The organism is Singulisphaera photorubra, from assembly GCF_045290345.1.
In the GTDB taxonomy this organism is placed as follows: domain Bacteria; phylum Planctomycetota; class Planctomycetia; order Isosphaerales; family Isosphaeraceae; genus Singulisphaera.
Window position 1 is genome coordinate 4,400,006 of the sequence record NZ_CP155447.1, and the last position, 15,896, is coordinate 4,415,901.

A 15,896-nucleotide genomic window follows, 5' to 3' on the forward strand; every position below is an offset into this window, starting at 1 on the left:
TTCAGGCCGCTCCTTGGTCGGACGGTGCCGGGCTAGGGACCGGGGGTTTGCCCCGCAAGACCCAGGTATCCTTGGTGCCGCCCCCTTGCGAGCTATTCACCACCAAACTGCCACGAGGCAAGGCGACTCGCGTCAGACCACCGGCCATGACCTTGATCTCCTCGCCATAAAGGACAAACGGCCTCAGGTCGATATGCCGGCCCTCGAGGTGATCTCCCACGAATGTTGGGTGCTGGCTCAACGAGATCGTCGGCTGAGCGATGTAACCCCGGGGATTCGCCTCGATCTTGGCGGCGAACTCCTCGCGTTGGGCGGCCGTCGACGCGGGGCCGATCAGCATGCCGTAGCCCCCGGACCCGTCGACCGCCTTGACCACCAGGGAGTTGAGGTTCGCCAGAATGTGCTGACGGTGGGCGGGGACCTGGGGGCGAAAGGTCTCGACGTTCTCCAGAATCGGGTCTTCCTTGAGGTAATAGCGAATGATGTCGGGGACGAACGGGTAAACCCCTTTGTCGTCGGCAACCCCCGTCCCCATCGCATTCGCAAGCCCGACTTGACCGGCTCGGCAAGCGCCGACGAGTCCCGCGACGCCGAGTTGGCTGTCGCGGCGGAAGGTCAACGGGTCGATAAAATCGTCGTCGATCCTCCGGTAGATCACGTCCACGCGCTTCGGCCCCCGGATCGTCCTCATCAGGACCTGGCCGTTGTCGAGAAAGAGGTCCCGTCCCTCCACCAGTTCGACGCCCATCTGACGGGCCAGGTAGGTGTGCTCATAGTAAGCCGAGTTGTGTGCCCCGGGCGTCAAGACGACCACCATCGGGTCATCGCACCCCTCGGGCGCAATCGAACGCAGCATCGCAAGCAGGTTCGCCGCATAGTCATCGTTCGGACGAACGTTGTATTGCTCGAAGAGGAACGGAAAGACCTGCTTCATGACCTGCCGGTTCTTCAGCACATAACTCACCCCCGAGGGAGTGCGGCCATTGTCCTCCAAGACAAGGTATTGACCGTTCGCGTCGCGAATCAAATCAATGCCAGAAATATGGATATAAATATCTCGAGGAACACGTAGCCCCACGCACTCGCGGCGATAACTTGAGGCACCGAGAATGAGCTCGGCCGGAATGACCTGATCCCGAAGGATTTGCCGCTTGTGATAAATGTCGTGGACAAACAGGTTCAAGGCACGAACCCGCTGAGTGAGGCCACGTTCGATCAGACGCCACTCCTCGTCCGCGATTAACCGAGGGACCGGATCGAAGGGGATGATTCGTTCTACCCCTTGGTCGCGGCCATACACGGTGAAGGTAATCCCTTGATGCCGCATCAGCAGATCCGCCGCGCGACGACGACGCTCCAGCTCGGCAGGGCCGAGCATCGCCAAACTCTCCAGCAGCGCGGCGTAATGCGGACGTACTTGTCCGGCTCCGACGAACATCTCGTCGAAACCAGTCATCGCATAGTCTCCGAAGAGACTCGTGACGGCCCCGTGACGCATCGACAACGTGATGTCCCCAACGACCCTTGGGTGAATCCCTTTCCCAATGCTTTGCAAATATGAGGCCGGTCGAATTTCTCGTCTTAAGTCTTTATGAAAAAAAGGCTTAAGGGAAAAATTGGGGGAGCTGGAATTGGTGGAATGCGCGATTATTAGGCGAAATATCTTCGGATTTGCCCAGGGAAGTCGCACCGTCTCGATTACTTTTCGAGCGACTGCAGTGTCGTTATTCTCCTTTTCTTATACGTGCCGTCTGTTGCTGTGAGTCGACAGAACTGGGGCTTTTATGCGGGCTCGGATGAGTCGAGGCATCAATCCCGGGGCGAAAGTTTCGACCGAATGGAAAAAGTGGCCTACTTTTACAATGGGAAACGTCGAGTGGAACACGACCGAGAGGAATGTCGAAGTTTCGGCCTCGCTCACTCTCCCACTTCAGCTTGGTCAGGCTGCATCACCGCAATTCTCGGAAGCGATCGAGAGGTTCATCGTGCCGTACAACAATGACGAAGGCGACGACATGGAATGGCGGCCAGGTCCGCTCCGTCCGTTGCCCGATTCGGGCGGTATCAACCATGAGCAGCGCGTCGAGTTTCTTCGCTTACTGAAAGATGGGCTCGGCCGGACGATGGCCGCGTCTCAGCTAGGGATCTGTAGTACGACCCTAAAGCGAACCATGGTTAAGTGCCCTTCATTCCGAAAAGCGGTTGAGCATGTCGAGCAGATTCGGGTCGACAACCTATTCACCGGTCTTTATGTCGCCGCCCTGAAAGGGAATACCCGAGCCGCCATGTTTTTGCTCTCTCGAGAGAAACGTTGAGCCGAAGTCGGAAAGTCGGCCGCAATCAAGGGCATCGGGGGCGTGCAGCGAGCGGCTGGCATATGCCAGGGAAGGAGTGACCGCTTGCCCAGGTGATCCGGGATCAACTCGCGTCGTGAGGTCAGGGAAAAGAGGCTGTCGTTCTGACGCCTCTGCCTTGCTCAGGAGGGGGAATTTGCTTGGACGATACGCGATCCCATCGTGGAATTGTGACTGCTCCCTCGTCATGATCCCTCCCTTATGCTTCGGAGCCCGTCGCTTGGAGCCGTGACGTTGAAGTAAGTCACGCACCGACTTGCTGCGCGGGCGTGCGAGCACGTCGGGCTTCGCACATTAAGCCGACAAAGACGATGACAGGAACGTTACCGTCTGCCCCGGTGTGGCACGGTATCGAATGAATGGTGCTCTTCCGAGATGTAGGGTAAACTTTCCAGGAGAAGGAGAGTTGCCGCATTACGGAGCGCCCCCTTGGTTCACATCGTTTCGGCATCATCCTGGACAGGCAGCCACACTCACCCGCGTCATCATGCGCCTGGGGGCCGGGTGATCGATTCGGTGGAGTCTACTCAGGTCGCGGTCAACGGTGACGACTCACGGTTGATTCCCGAACGCTCGGGGCCCTCCGAAATGAGCTCGCATCGCCGCCCCGGCACCATCAACCGGATTGATCCTGGCCGAAAGAGTTTGACGGACCACAAATTCGGCCGTTTTCACCTGGTCGAGCGAATCGGCTCAGGGCGACAGGGGCAGGTCTGGAAAGCGATTCAGCTCGAACCATTTGTCGAGACGGTGGCGTTGAAGGTCCTCTCCCCGGCACTCGCCCACGATCCGAAACGATTAGCTCAGTTTCACCGCGAGGCCGAGGTTGGTGCCCAACTCGAAAGCCCGTCTCTGCTCCAAACTTATGAGTTTGGTGAGGTCAACGGGATCGTTTTTCTGACGATGCCGCTGGTGAACGGCATCTCGCTCGATGAGGTCATCGTCCAGATGAGGTCGCGCCGAGCTAGACGGCCCGAGGGCTGTTGGGCTTGGTGGTCCTGGCTGACCGAGGAGGCCTACATCCGTGCGATGGTCCGTGTCATGAGCCGGGTCGCTCGGGCCCTTGCGGTCGCCCACGCCAATCAGGTTGTGCACCGGGACGTCAAGCCGGCTAATATCCTGATGGACCGCCAACTCGAGAGTCGCGTTTACCTCTCTGACTTTGGATTGAGCCGCGACCTCGACGGCCCCCCTCCCCTGACGCCCCTCTACGGCACGGGCACCCCCTTGTACATGGCGCCCGAGAAACTGACGGCTTGCCCCTCCGACGACACCCTCTGCGACGTCTACGCTCTCGGGGTCACTCTTTTCGAGGCGGTCACGCGAGCTCATCCCCTGACCATTCCCGAGGGGCTTGCCCCCTCGGATTGGGTCGCCCACATCGCAGTCGCCACGCCAAGCACCCCCCGCGCGGTCAACCCTCGCGTGCCCGAGTCCCTCGAAGCCGTGATTTTGAAGGCCATGAACCGTGATCCGGCGCGGCGGTATCCGTCCGCGTCGGCTCTGGCCGACGATCTCGAACGACTCTCCTCGGGTGAACTCGGCGCCCAATCGGTTCGGCCGCGCTGAGCCGCGGCCGCTCCTGGTTATTTTTTCGGGATCGCGTTCAGCGTGTAATAGGCATCCGGGTGAAGTAACTGCTGTCCACCTAGCGAGCGAACGCCCTCGAGATGTAACTCGTGGACATGGCCCACCTGAAGTTTGCTGACGAAAAGGCGAACCCGTTTGCCATCCTCGGAGACCTCGACCCGATCGATTGTCGGAGTCGTCTGATCGACCTCGGGGCTCCCGTAACTGGCCTGATAGATATACGTATAAGTGGACAGCGAATAAGACCTTGGATCCGCGGCCGTTCCCCGGTCGACTGGGGCGGTAAACGAGAGTTCGAAGCCTTCCGGCTGCGCGTGGATCTCATGAATCTCGAACGGAACCTTGCCGTTCCAGGCCAGGCGTTGGAGCGAATAGGGCTTGCCGCCACGTGAGCCCCATCCCCGGCTCGTGCCGCCGACAAACAGAGTTCCCTCTTGGGTCATCAGCAGAGGCAGGCAACCCGAAGCGAAATCTTTGCGGAAGGGAAGGCAGGCCCCCTGATAGCGACCGTCAACCGTCTCCAGCACGACCCTCATCACCGTGCTCGCAGCCTGGTCACCGACAAACATTTGGCCGGCGAAGGGCCCGAACTTACCGCCGGTGGGATCCGAGGCGATGCCACTGGCCGACTGCCCCATCTTGGGGTAAGGGAAATAGACGGCGGGTGCGAGAAGCTCCGGGATCTTTTGAACTTCGATCGCCATTCTGCTACCGCTTTCGGGGTCCTTGGGACGAGGGCCGGCCATCCCGGCGGCCTCATGCCAACGAAGCCCGGCCGGGTGGCCGAGAAAGGCCCCTGGTTTGAGGTGTTTTAGGCTACAGGCACCATTCCACGGGCCCTGATTCTCGGTATAAAACATGTCGCCGGCCAGATTCATCCCGAGTCCTCCCGGCGATCGGATGCCACTGCTCGTGGCGATCGCCTTTCCTTCGGGGGAGATCCGGAAGCACCAGCCGCGATATTTGTTTTCACTGGAAAACGAGCCGGTCAGACAAAGCGCGACCCAGATGTTGCCGTCCCGGTCGAACTTCGAGCCGAACGCATACTCGTGGTAGTCGCCGTTGATTTCCCAGAAGTCGCTGACCGTTTCAAACACGTCAGCGCGGCCGTCCTGATTCGTATCCTTGAGCCGCGTCAGTTCACCTCGCTGCGTGACGTAGAGCCAGCCGTCACGATAGGCCAGGCCGAGGATCTCGTGCAGACCGTGCGCAAACCGCTCGTATTTCACCTTGGCAGGGTCGTCTGCGAGCGGGTTCACGACCAGATAAATCTCTCCCCGACGGGTTGAGACGGCCAGCTTGCCATCGGGCAACATCTCAAGTGCACCCGCTTCGAGCACGACCTCTTCCGGAATGGGCAAGGTCACGAGCGGATAGTAGTCCGCTTCCGTCAGCACGGGATCGCCTGCCCGTGCGAAATCGGGAATCCCGAGCAGGAGGCTCGCGACGGTCATTGCCTGTAGGACAGTTCGAAGCATAAGTCGGTTCCCGACGTGTCTGGATTGGCTCTGCGTCGCGATTCGTTGTCGTCTCCCGCGTCTGGCGAGTCAAGTTCACCAGACGATCTGCTCGTTGATTTTGGCCTCATCTCCCGAGAAAATGAGGGGGACCAAGAGCTCTGCCTTTCCCGCCGACTTTCGGACCAACGGCTCTGCACCCGACTCGATCCGGATTTTCCATTCGCCGTTGACCGTATGCCAGCCATCGGGGAGAGGCTCGATCTTGTCGGCAACCGCCGCGCGAAACCAGAGGTCGCTCGGCGGGTTGGAGGCCCTGATCGACAAGGTCCGCTGCAAGCTGGGCGTGTCCTTCGGGCGGTTCGGAACGGGAAAGTCGGTGATCTGAACCGACTTGAAATCGTAGAGGAAGGTCGGACGCCCCTGCGGATCGAGCCGGTAACCGCGAAACTTGTAGCCGAGATCTTTGGGAGACTGAGTCGGCCAAGGCTCGGAGCCTGTGCCGAGCGTCGCGAACCCGGGACCGTCCGGTAGATTCAAGACGTTGTCTCCCAGCGGACCTTGAAAGCCAGCGCCTCGCGCGGACCAGTGCCGCGAGGCGTCGATAAAGGCGCCTTGCCAGATCATGGCGATCCGGGCTTCGTTCGCGTCGAATGCGAGGTTCAGTCGCTCCGGATATCCGACCCCGATCCCGCGAGGCCCTGCCCCTTGAATGAAGTTGCGGTAAATGAGCGGCTCGTGGTCGGCAACGAGGGGGATTGGGTCGCGTCCCAGGCCGTAAGGCTCCACCGCCTTGTTACCGTCCGCCAGGAACTGCCAGATCGCCTCGATCTGTTGGCTGGTGTCCCCCTCGAGAATCTTTGGGAGGAGACTCTTGCCCTGGGGCCAGGCCACCGGCATCCGGGTTCCGGGACGGAAGACTTGTGGATCGACCAGATAACGATGAAACCAGTCACGCCTCAACCGTTTCGTCATGATCGTCATATCGATCGCCTGCACTCCCTCGGTCTCAACCCCTTTGAACGTGTGGCACTTGATACAGGCAAGGGCCTCGCCGCCGGTCAGGTAGCGACCGTCTGACTTGACCCGGCGGGGGGGCAAGTGAAACTCCACCGATTTCACCGGCTCGATCGAGTCGAGTGTCTCAAAGGCGGCGATCAAGTGGCCGGCGTTTGCCTTCCCGAACCGAGGCATTCGGGTCAGCATATAGGGTCGGTCCTTCGCTCCGTCGCCGACAATGTGCGCCAGGTAATTGGCCGTGAGCTTGGCCCCGACTCCGTCGAGCGACGGGGGAAGACGCCCTTCGTCCCCCATCTCCGGCTGCTTGGTCTGGAAGAACTCATTGCGCGCCTCCTCGACACCACCGACTCCGCCTCGCTGGTGACAGGCGTAACAATTCAGGCGGTTCAAAGTTCCCGACACCACCTCGAGAGGTGTAAGCTCGGCGCGATTCGGTCGTTTGAAGCTGTCGATCGCTGCGCCCAAGGTTTCCCGCTGGCGGTCCGTGAGTGGGTAGACCGGCGCGTTCGCGGGATGCGTGGGGTCGAGGCAGCCTCGTTTGGAGTCGAGCTGGGCGAGTGGAATCGCAACCAGCCGGGACGGGATCGGCGTATTCTCCTGTCGCAGTTGATGGCAACTCGCGCAGCCCACCTTGGCAAAGAGTTCGCGCCCTCGGTCGGCGAGCCTTTCTTCGATGACGAATTGCTGCTCCGCCCGCTTCGACTCGAGCGATCGGGGCTGATCGGTCAGGGAGAGAGCGCCTGTGATTGGCTGGCGCGAAATTCCAGGTCCCGAATAGTCCAGGTCGAACTCCGCCCCTGCCCCACCGTTGAAGAAGGCCGCGGCGAGCCGGTACGTTCCCTTCGTCATCCGGATCGTGCCGCGCCTCTCTTTCGACGCATGAATCCCATCGTTCTCGACGGCCACCTTGCCGTCCAGGAGTAACCGGCTGCCATCATCTGACTTGAGGTGAAAGGTATAGTCACCGTCCCGTTCGATGTTGAGGAATCCCTCGAACAAGAGCGCGAAGTTGTCGGACCTGCGGGCCACCGTGAGGTCGATCCCGACCGACTTCCCCGTCTTGACGGGCGTCAGCGCAGCGAAGTCGGGCAGGTTTTCCCAGGTTCCCTCGAAGTAGGAGTATGTGAGGTTCGGCTCGGCTGCTTCATGAAGGTCGCGCAGTAGGTAGGCTGCGAGATCCCCAGCCTCGTTGCTGGTCAGACCAAGTGCGGGCATCCGACCCGAGGGCCGCACCTTGATTGGATCGCTCAGGAAGGTTGTCAGGCTGCCCAGCGTGTATTTCCCCGCCAGGTCCCCGAGCGGTACCGACGTTGCAATCCGCGGCGCATTGGATTCGAGAGAACCGTGGCAGGCGAGACAGCCTACTTGCTGATAGAGGGTGCGGCCACTGGCGATCGCCTTGGCGTTGGGATTGATTCCGACCACTCGTCCGCTCGACGCGAGGAAGTGAGTCAAGGCCTCGACGGCTGATCGGCGCTCCGCCTCCGAGAAATGGGCGAGGAGGTTCGGCATCGTCGTCCCCGGCTTCGTGCCTTGCGGGTCGAGAAGAAAGGAACGGAGATATTCGGGCCTGACGCGGGTGCCAACGGCGTCGAGGATCGGCGCTTGCTTGGCTTCGAACCAGGTTTCCCCGGACTTCCCTGCTTCGTGGCAGGAATTGCAGTTCAGGTCCGCCCACAGCAAGCGTCCCGCTTCGGCGGCGTTGGCACCAGGATCGACGAAGAATCGCTCGTAACCTGCGACAATCGGGTGGTTGGGGGACGAGTCTACCGCCGATCCGGCCACTGAATCAGGCGGGAAAGCCAGGCTGACCCACCCACACATCAGAATCAAAAGCGTCATTCGAGCCTGGGCGCTCATCAAGTCGATCCCCCGGGATACCGGCCAGGTCGTCTGAACCGCGAGCGGAACAACAGCAGGTGGATCGAGAAGGAAAGGCTCGTCGATCCGCCACTATGTGATCATTCCGCCAGGGCAAGGGTGTGTCCAAGTGGCTCCCAGAGTAGCGGGCCCCATAGTCGAAGACAAACGTTTCATCTTCCCGTCGCGGAACTCAAGGCCTGCGCCTTCGCAATCGTTTCTCGCGAATACATCCAGCCCCGCTCTGCCTCGACTTTTCATTCGTGATTTTTCGGAATTTTTCGCTTCCAATTCCAGCCAGTCCTCTTCAGAATGAATTTCCTAGGAGAGGTGACGAGGAGCGATCGGGCCTTCAAGTGTCCGACAACTGATTGTTTGTGCGAAATTGAAATGTCGCTCGAACCATTTTTTGATTTGAGCGATGCCTTCAAAATCCTTCGTTTGCGATTGAAACCATGAAGGTCGCGAATGATCCGATATTCACAACAATCGTTTCTTTTTGACTCCGAGCTTACCTCTCTGTATATTTTCCAATGACGCGGGTCGTGCCATACCTCGTATGACGGACGTAGAAGTCCTGAAAAGAGCGGCCTGCCTCGGATTCGACGCTCGGGCAGGAATCGCGCATCTTCGATCTCAACACCTTTGATTGAGAGACCTCGTCCATGCGCACGCCATCGTTGGTTCTCGCGCGGCGGTCCAAGCCGACTCGCCCCAATTCGGTCCGCCCTCAACTGGAGGCGATGGAAGGTCGGATCCTCCTCACGGTCTTTTCGGTGACCGAGACGCTCGACAGCCTCTCCCCAGGCACGCTGCGGTGGGCAATTGGCCAGGTGAATCACGGTGACGGGGGAGATACGATCGCATTCGCGATCCCGGGGCCAGGCGTCAAAACGATCAGTCTTGGTGCCACTCTGCCGACGCTCTCCGTCCCCGTGACGATCGACGGCACGACGCAACCAAGCTACGCGGGCACCCCGCTTATCCAACTTGATGGCTCGGCTGCCGGCCCTGGGGTCAATGGTTTGAGTGCCCTGGCAGGTTCGACGACCATCGTCGGGCTCTCAATCGTTCACTTTCAGGGGAACGCGATCGACCTCGCCGGGCCTGGAAACAACGTCATCCAGGGCAATTACCTGGGAATGATGCCCAATGGATCGTCGGTCGGGGCCAACGGAGGGCACGGGATTTACGTCACCAGCGCCAATAATCGGATTGGCGGCACGCAACCGAACCAAGGCAACCTGATCTCCGGAAATCTGGGATATGGAATCCTGCTCGATGGAGCCTCAGCGAACGTCATTGAGGGAAATCTCGTTGGAGTTACTGCCGACGAAACGCTAAAGCGGGGCAACAGCGCAGGTGGGATCCTGGTAAAAAACGCCCTGAATACCCTGATCGGCGGGACGAGCCATTCCGCTGGCAACGTGGTCTCGGGCAACAACGCCCACGGCATCGAGACGTTTGGGTTGACCGACGGGCTTCGCGTGGAAGGGAACGCGATCGGGACCGACCGCTTTCATACCTTGAACCTTGGAAACCTGGGCGATGGAGTCCGTCTCTTCAGCAGCAATAACTCGATCGGGGGGCTGGTTGCGGGCGCGGGGAATACCATCGCATTCAATGGCAACCCGGGCATCGGCATAGGCGCAGGCGTTTCGTTAATTATTAATGTGTTTAATAATCAAATTTTATCAAATTCCATTTTTTCAAATGTCAAACTTGGCATCGACTTGGGAGGAAGCGGAAATAAAAGCCAGCAAGCTCCCGCCCTCAGTGCGGCGAGCACTGACACCCGCTCGGTCACGATCAGCGGCTCACTGAACGGGAGCCGTCCGGACGCGGCGTACGTGATTCAATTCTTCGCGAATACCACGGCCGACCCGTCGGGATTCGGCGAAGGAGAGTTGTGGCTCGGTACGCTCCCGATCAACACCGACGGCTCCGGCAACGCCGTCTTCAATGTGACGCTGCCCAGCAATGTCGCGCCCGGGGCAATCATCAGCGCGACGGCAACGGATCCCACGGGTAACACGTCACAGTTTGCCCTGAACGTCTCCACCAAGGGGAAGGCGGATGTCAGTGTTGCGGTAAGTTCATCCTCCTCCACGATACAGGCGGGCGAGACGGTCACGTTCACGCTGGTCGTGACGAACCAGGGAACGACCGCGGCCAGTTGGGTGACAGCAACGAACCTGCTTCCCGCCGGTGTCACGCTGGTTTCGGTCACCTCAGCCGAAGCGATCGTTGTTCCGGGGCCCAACTCGCTCTCGTTCTTGTTCGGCGGACTGGAGGCCGGCCAGTCTCGGACCGCGACGATCGTTGTGCGAACGTCGCCCACTTCCGGGGGTTCGATCACTAACTCGGCAAGCGTCACGAGTCTGGAAGGTGATCCGAACCCGAGCAACAATACGGACTCAGTCACCGTTACGATCAGTTCACTGGTTGATCTCGCGGTCGAGGTGCAAGGACCAACCAACCCTGTTTTCGTCGGGCAGAACGTCACCTACCTCGTGACCGTGAGGAACCTTGGCCCTTCTCAAGCGACGGCCGTGACACTGACCGATCTCCTCCCTGAGAATGTGACGTTGGTGTCGGCCAACGCCTCGCGAGGAACGCTGTCGATCCTGGGAAACAGGCTCACCACCGTCATTCCGATCCTCGACCCCGATTCGGCTCCCTTGGTTCTCACGATTGTGGTGGCCACGAACGCGTTGACTCCCGGCTCCATCACCCATACCGCCTCGCTGACGGCGAACGAGCCGGAAGCCTCGTTAGTGAACAATCTCGCCTCCTCGACGACCACGGTTGCGCCACTGGCTGATCTTCGGGTCAGTGTTCAAGCTCCCCCCCATCCGACTCTGGTAGGGCAGCCACTGACCTACATCGTGACGCTGACGAATCAGGGGCCATCGACGGCGACCGGCATCTCGTTGGTCGACGTCTTACCCGCCGGCGTCGTCTTCGTCTCGGCGAGCGACAACGTCGGGGGGGACCTCACGATCCGCGATGGAGTCGTGACCGATGCGTTCGCGTCGTTGGCATCCGGTGGAGTTGTCGTTCTGACGATCGTGGTCACCCCAACTCTCGCTTCGGGGTCTTTGCTGACCAATGAGGTGTCCGTCACGAGCGGCGTGGCAGACTCTGATGGCACCAACGACTCCGCCTCTGTGACAACCCAGGTCAACCCAGCTTCCGACCTCTCGGTGAGCGTGGATGCCAGTGCTTCGGAGGTCGGCGCCGGTGGGCCCCTGACCTACACGATCACGGTGACCAACCACGGCCCCTCGCCAGCGCCCGGCGTGATCCTGATCGACCACCTACCGGCCAACGTCACCGTGACCTCGGTGACCGTCAGCCAGGGTGAATCGACCGAGTCGTCGGGACAGGTGATCGGCAACATCGGGACGCTGGCCGCCAACGCCTTCGCCACTCTGACGATTGTGATCCAGACAGCGGCCAGTAACGCGCCCTCGATCACGAACACGGCGACCGTTACGTCGAACTTGCCTGACCCTACGCCAGGCGACAACACGGTCACGACAACAACGCATGTCTCGCCAAGAACCGAACTCACCGTCAGCATCACGCCACCGACCGGCCCCTTGCTCGTCAACCGCGATCTGACCTATTCAGTGACGGTGACCAACCACGGTCCCTCACCGGCCACCGGCGTCAGTTTGACCGAACTCCTCCCCACCGGCGTCACGTTCGTCTCGGCGATCGACAGCCTCGGCCACCACCTCACGCCGGCCAACGGCCAGTTGATCGACCTGATCGGTAACCTCGCCCCAATGGATTCCGTCACTCTGACAGTCGTCGTCACCACGATCGCTCCCGGACCGTTCGAGATCTCCGCAACCGTTACTGGAACCGAGGTCGACGACGATCTCTCCAATAACCAGGCTACGTTCACAACCCTCGTCGTACCGTCCGCTGACCTCACGGTTCAGGTGGTTGCTGACCGAGGGCAAGTCACAACCGGCGATCGTCTGATCTATACTCTGACCGTGACGAACCAGGGGCCAGTGCCGGCCACCGGGGTCGTCCTCAATGAGACCCTTCCCCTCGGCCAGTTGATTATTTCCGTGATCGCTAGTCAGGGAGGCGTGTCTCTGGGCAGCGGTCTGGTGACTGCGAGTCTCGGCGACCTGGCCGTGGGCGGATCGGCTTCCATCACGATCGTCGTGATTCCGACGGTCGCCGGCACGGGTCCCGCCCTGGCCACCGTGAGCGGGCGGGAACTCGACCCGAATCCGACCGACAACCGGGCCCTTGCGAACGTGCGAGTGGTCGAGCCACCGGGCACTTTTCAATTTGCTTCGCCCACGGTCGTCGTACCGGAAAATGCGGGGGTTGCCACGATTGTCGTGCAGCGAACCGATGGCCGTCAGGGCCGGGTCGCGGTGAACTATTACACGGTCCTGTCGGGCATCGCCGCCCCCGGCGTCGACTTCGTCCCTGTCTCGGGGACCTTGGTGTTCGAACAAGGGGAGACAACGAAGTCGTTCAACGTGCCGGTCCTCGCGAATCCGTACACCAGTCGAGATGGCACCGTCACCCTCGTCTTGCGAGATCCTCAGGGGGGGGCCGTCCTGGGCACCCAGACATCAACGACTTTGATCATTCACGACCTCGACCCTGATTTCAAAGGCCCGAGCGTCCAGGAGATTCGGCTGTTCGGCCCTGCCACCTCGATCCAGTACCTCACCTTATTCTTCAGCGAGACGCTCAACGCCGCGACCGCGTCCTCTCCCGCTGGTTATCAGCTCTTTGACGTCGGACCCGATGGTCGTTTTGGCACGACCGACGATCTTCAGGTGCCGCTCCAACCGCCTGGCTACGCCCCCTCCACCAACACCGTGACCCTCGTCCCCACCGCCCCCTTACTGGCCAACCGCTTCTATTATGTTCAAGTGGCGGGGATCCGGGATCTTGCCGGAAACTTGTTTGAGCCGGGGCCAGGAGCAATCTCGGCCCATCAGTTTGGCGCTTACCTCGTGCGGGGAACGAGCCTGCAATATCTCGATAGCCAACAGACGCTGGTCTCGGTCGGAGTGACTGGTGGCGGCCTGCTTGACCTGACTCGCTACGCCAATGGAGACGGAAATCGGCTCCAAGTTCTGAACCCGATCGCCCAACGGACCGTGCTCACGGGGCGAGTCCGAGGCGGGAAGAACGCCTCCTCGTTCTCGTCGATCACAGGCCTGGGTGCCTTCGGGCAGGTCAGGGTGAAGATGAGCTCCCCGGCCATCCTTGTGGGAAACATGCCCTTTAATCGACGGTTGTTCTCACCACCGGCCGTCGATGACGTCTTCAATCCCGTCGGTGTTCCCGGCAAACTGTCAGGTCAACGCCTGCGACGGGGTCGACGCTGAGCAAAGCGAGTGGTCGCCCTGGACGCGGCGCAGGGGAAGGAAGCGAGCGAGGGCTGTCGAAATCTTGAGGGAGCCCATCGATTCAGCGGTGAGGGGACATAAACGAAGAACCGCCTGACCCTCCACTCAGGATGGGGCCGGCGGTCCGTTGTTGTCAGGGAAGCTCAGGCGGAATGGCCGCTCCCCTTCATCGATCGGTTCGCGATCAGGAACGGTCGGAGCCAAGACGGGCCTCGGCGTTGGTCGAAGTCGCGGCGCGACCGCCACGCGAGGAGTTGACATAGGCGGAGGTCAGCATGCCCAGAACCGCCGAGCGACGCCCGGCCCGCGACGACTTACCACCACGACGGATCCTTGCCACAGTGCCCGCCCAAACGAAACCAGAATGCATCGGTGCATTTTTCGTGGAATTCGACTCGCTCATCAAACAAACTCCCACGAGGGAAACCATCTCCAAAACGGTCGGAGCAGGCTTCACAAGTCCGTAGAATCGAGAAGAACTCGAATCCCATTCGACGTGCCGCATCGACCTTGATGCTGGTTGCCGGAGCGTCCACGGCTTATGCCATCAAGGCGGATGCCGTCGACGCCACAATCGAAGTCGTCTCGCGGCCAACGGTCACTTGCCCGCCTGCCGAGACGCTTCGATCCTCATGAAATTGAGGTTCGCGTCCCTTTCTCATCGGACATTCAGCGTCCTCTGCTTAATCCTTCTTTCCCGAAAAATGAGACCAGCCCCTCAAACAGAGAGAATGGTCGCTTTCGGAATGAGCAACCTCCTTCGTACCTCACAACCCAACCGAGACTGTTCGAGAGAAAGAGAAACAATTTGAGCTTACCAGAGCAGTTGGCATGCGCCAACGCAAGAGCAAAGAGAATCTAGGGATCCTAAAAGTGTGGAATTGATTTAGGCCATCGTCATTGCAGGATTCGACGGATCGTCGGTTCCGGGACAACGCAACCCGGAGGCGGATTTACCTTTACCTTCTTGTTCGCGGCAGGGGCAGGCAATCCTCCAACCAGGATCATCACGAAGAGGAGGAGCGTTCCGAGCCCATTGAATAAGGCATGCATGACCATCGCCGCGATCAGACTTCCCGAGCGCTCAAAAACGTAGCCGAGCCCGAGCGAGAGGAAGAAGATGGCCAACGGGGCGGGCCACTGCGGAAAATGGACCAGGGCGAAGAGGATCGAGGTCAGAACGATGGGCTGCATCCGAACCCGGTCGGGATCTGTCGAGAGATCCAACTGAGGGGAGGTTGAGCGAGTTCTCGCTGGGCTGGAGGGGGGCAAGAACGGGCTTTCGTCGAGGCTCGGACCTCGATCGCTCGGCACGATCGAAACGCGATCAACTGGGGACTCGTCTTCCTGAAGCGGCGGGAGTTCGAACGGCACGGCCGGTTCATCGAACCAGACCTCGTCGATCGGCCGAGGATTGAAGATCTTCGAGAGCCAGCGCTGAATGACGCCTCGGAAGATCAACTCTTCGGCGGCGGGAGCCAGGAGCACGGCCGAGAGCACCGCCAACTCGGCGATCCCCATGGACGACTCGTTGCGGATCATCTTTTCGAGGGGATGACTCTCTGGTTTCCAGATCAGGACAGCCAGGCCGTTGAGTGCATAGACGAACGGAGAGACAAGAAAGAAGGCCAAGGTCCCCACGAGCAACTGCTGGCCCAGCCGCCGCCGCTCGATCCCGAGGTCGGCCAGGCGAGCACGCGAGGTCAACATCAAGAGCACGGGAATGGCCAAGAGCAAGACCCCGTTGATCAGCGAGGTCACGACCATCTGCTCCGTGAACCCGAGCGTTCGCGTCACCGCTGGCCCGACGGCCTTACCGGCCTTCGCAACCGCGGGCGGCACACCCTCGGTCACCTTCAGGTAGATCGTGATGAGGCCGACGTTCACGATCAGCCAGGTGAAAACCACCAAGACGACCGACCCCAAGCCCCAAGGAACCGGCTTTGGCTCCAACAGTCGCGGAAGAATCGCTTGACCATTTCGGACTCGCCAGATCACCCAACTCCACGATCCGATGACTCCACTGAACATCAAGAAAAAGATCAGGAGAAGGAACAGGCTTGCAAGCATGGAAGAGACGGGCATCGGGCTCGGGACCCCGGGGGCGCACGAATGTCAAGTGTCGATGTTTCATGGTAGCACAGCCCTGTTCTCATCGGCCACCTTGCCCGAAATCTCTCGACTCCCTAAAATCGGCATTCGCGAACCCACCCGAG

8 protein-coding genes are annotated in these 15,896 nt (G+C 60.3%); 3 read left to right on the forward strand and 5 right to left on the reverse strand.

All coding sequences use genetic code 11. The features are described from left to right. Position 1: 1 nt before the first annotated feature. A complete protein-coding gene (locus V5E97_RS16720) occupies positions 2–1,498 on the reverse strand; it encodes a circularly permuted type 2 ATP-grasp protein (RefSeq protein WP_406701173.1) in 1,497 nt (498 codons plus the stop codon). Between the two features lie 487 nt (positions 1,499–1,985). On the opposite strand from V5E97_RS16720, the gene V5E97_RS16725 reads away from it, so the two are divergent. Then, positions 1,986–2,315, forward strand: coding sequence for a hypothetical protein (locus V5E97_RS16725; RefSeq protein ID WP_406700433.1), 330 nt, complete (start codon positions 1,986–1,988; stop codon positions 2,313–2,315). A 627-nt stretch (positions 2,316–2,942) separates the two neighbouring features. Continuing rightward, complete coding sequence (locus V5E97_RS16730) at positions 2,943–3,923, forward strand: serine/threonine-protein kinase (protein WP_406700434.1); 981 nt, start codon at positions 2,943–2,945, stop codon at positions 3,921–3,923. 17 nt (positions 3,924–3,940) lie between these two features. On the opposite strand, the gene V5E97_RS16735 is transcribed toward V5E97_RS16730, so the two are convergent. Both V5E97_RS16735 and V5E97_RS16740 read right to left on the reverse strand, forming a co-directional pair. Next, positions 3,941–5,422, reverse strand: coding sequence for a DUF7133 domain-containing protein (locus tag V5E97_RS16735; protein ID WP_406700435.1), 1,482 nt, complete (start codon positions 5,420–5,422; stop codon positions 3,941–3,943). A 75-nt stretch (positions 5,423–5,497) separates the two neighbouring features. After that, positions 5,498–8,281 (reverse strand): PA14 domain-containing protein, encoded by a 2,784-nt coding sequence (locus V5E97_RS16740; protein WP_406700437.1) that lies wholly within the window; start codon positions 8,279–8,281, stop codon positions 5,498–5,500. Between the two features lie 665 nt (positions 8,282–8,946). Here V5E97_RS16740 and V5E97_RS16745 point away from each other — a divergent pair. Next, positions 8,947–13,659: a Calx-beta domain-containing protein gene (locus tag V5E97_RS16745; RefSeq protein ID WP_406700438.1), complete on the forward strand. Its 4,713-nt coding sequence runs from the start codon at positions 8,947–8,949 to the stop codon at positions 13,657–13,659. Between the two features lie 205 nt (positions 13,660–13,864). Here the strand turns inward: V5E97_RS16745 and V5E97_RS16750 are convergent, their stop codons facing one another. Both V5E97_RS16750 and V5E97_RS16755 read right to left on the reverse strand, forming a co-directional pair. Further along, positions 13,865–14,083 (reverse strand): hypothetical protein, encoded by a 219-nt coding sequence (locus tag V5E97_RS16750; RefSeq protein WP_406700439.1) that lies wholly within the window; start codon positions 14,081–14,083, stop codon positions 13,865–13,867. A 494-nt stretch (positions 14,084–14,577) separates the two neighbouring features. Beyond that, entirely contained in the window at positions 14,578–15,765 is a 1,188-nt protein-coding gene (locus V5E97_RS16755) for a CPBP family intramembrane glutamic endopeptidase (protein WP_406700440.1), read from the reverse strand. Between the last annotated feature and the right edge of the window lie 131 nt (positions 15,766–15,896).

Bases quoted from the DNA above. Each gene is read 5' to 3' on its own strand.
- V5E97_RS16720 (WP_406701173.1), bottom strand. From the start codon at position 1,498: ATGCGTCACGGGGCCGTCACGAGTCTCTTCGGAGACTATGCGATGACT.
- V5E97_RS16730 (WP_406700434.1), top strand. From the start codon at position 2,943: ATGAGCTCGCATCGCCGCCCCGGCACCATCAACCGGATTGATCCTGGC.
- V5E97_RS16735 (WP_406700435.1), bottom strand. From the start codon at position 5,422: ATGCTTCGAACTGTCCTACAGGCAATGACCGTCGCGAGCCTCCTGCTC.
- V5E97_RS16740 (WP_406700437.1), bottom strand. From the start codon at position 8,281: ATGAGCGCCCAGGCTCGAATGACGCTTTTGATTCTGATGTGTGGGTGG.
- V5E97_RS16745 (WP_406700438.1), top strand. From the start codon at position 8,947: ATGCGCACGCCATCGTTGGTTCTCGCGCGGCGGTCCAAGCCGACTCGC.
- V5E97_RS16750 (WP_406700439.1), bottom strand. From the start codon at position 14,083: ATGAGCGAGTCGAATTCCACGAAAAATGCACCGATGCATTCTGGTTTC.
- V5E97_RS16755 (WP_406700440.1), bottom strand. From the start codon at position 15,765: ATGCCCGTCTCTTCCATGCTTGCAAGCCTGTTCCTTCTCCTGATCTTT.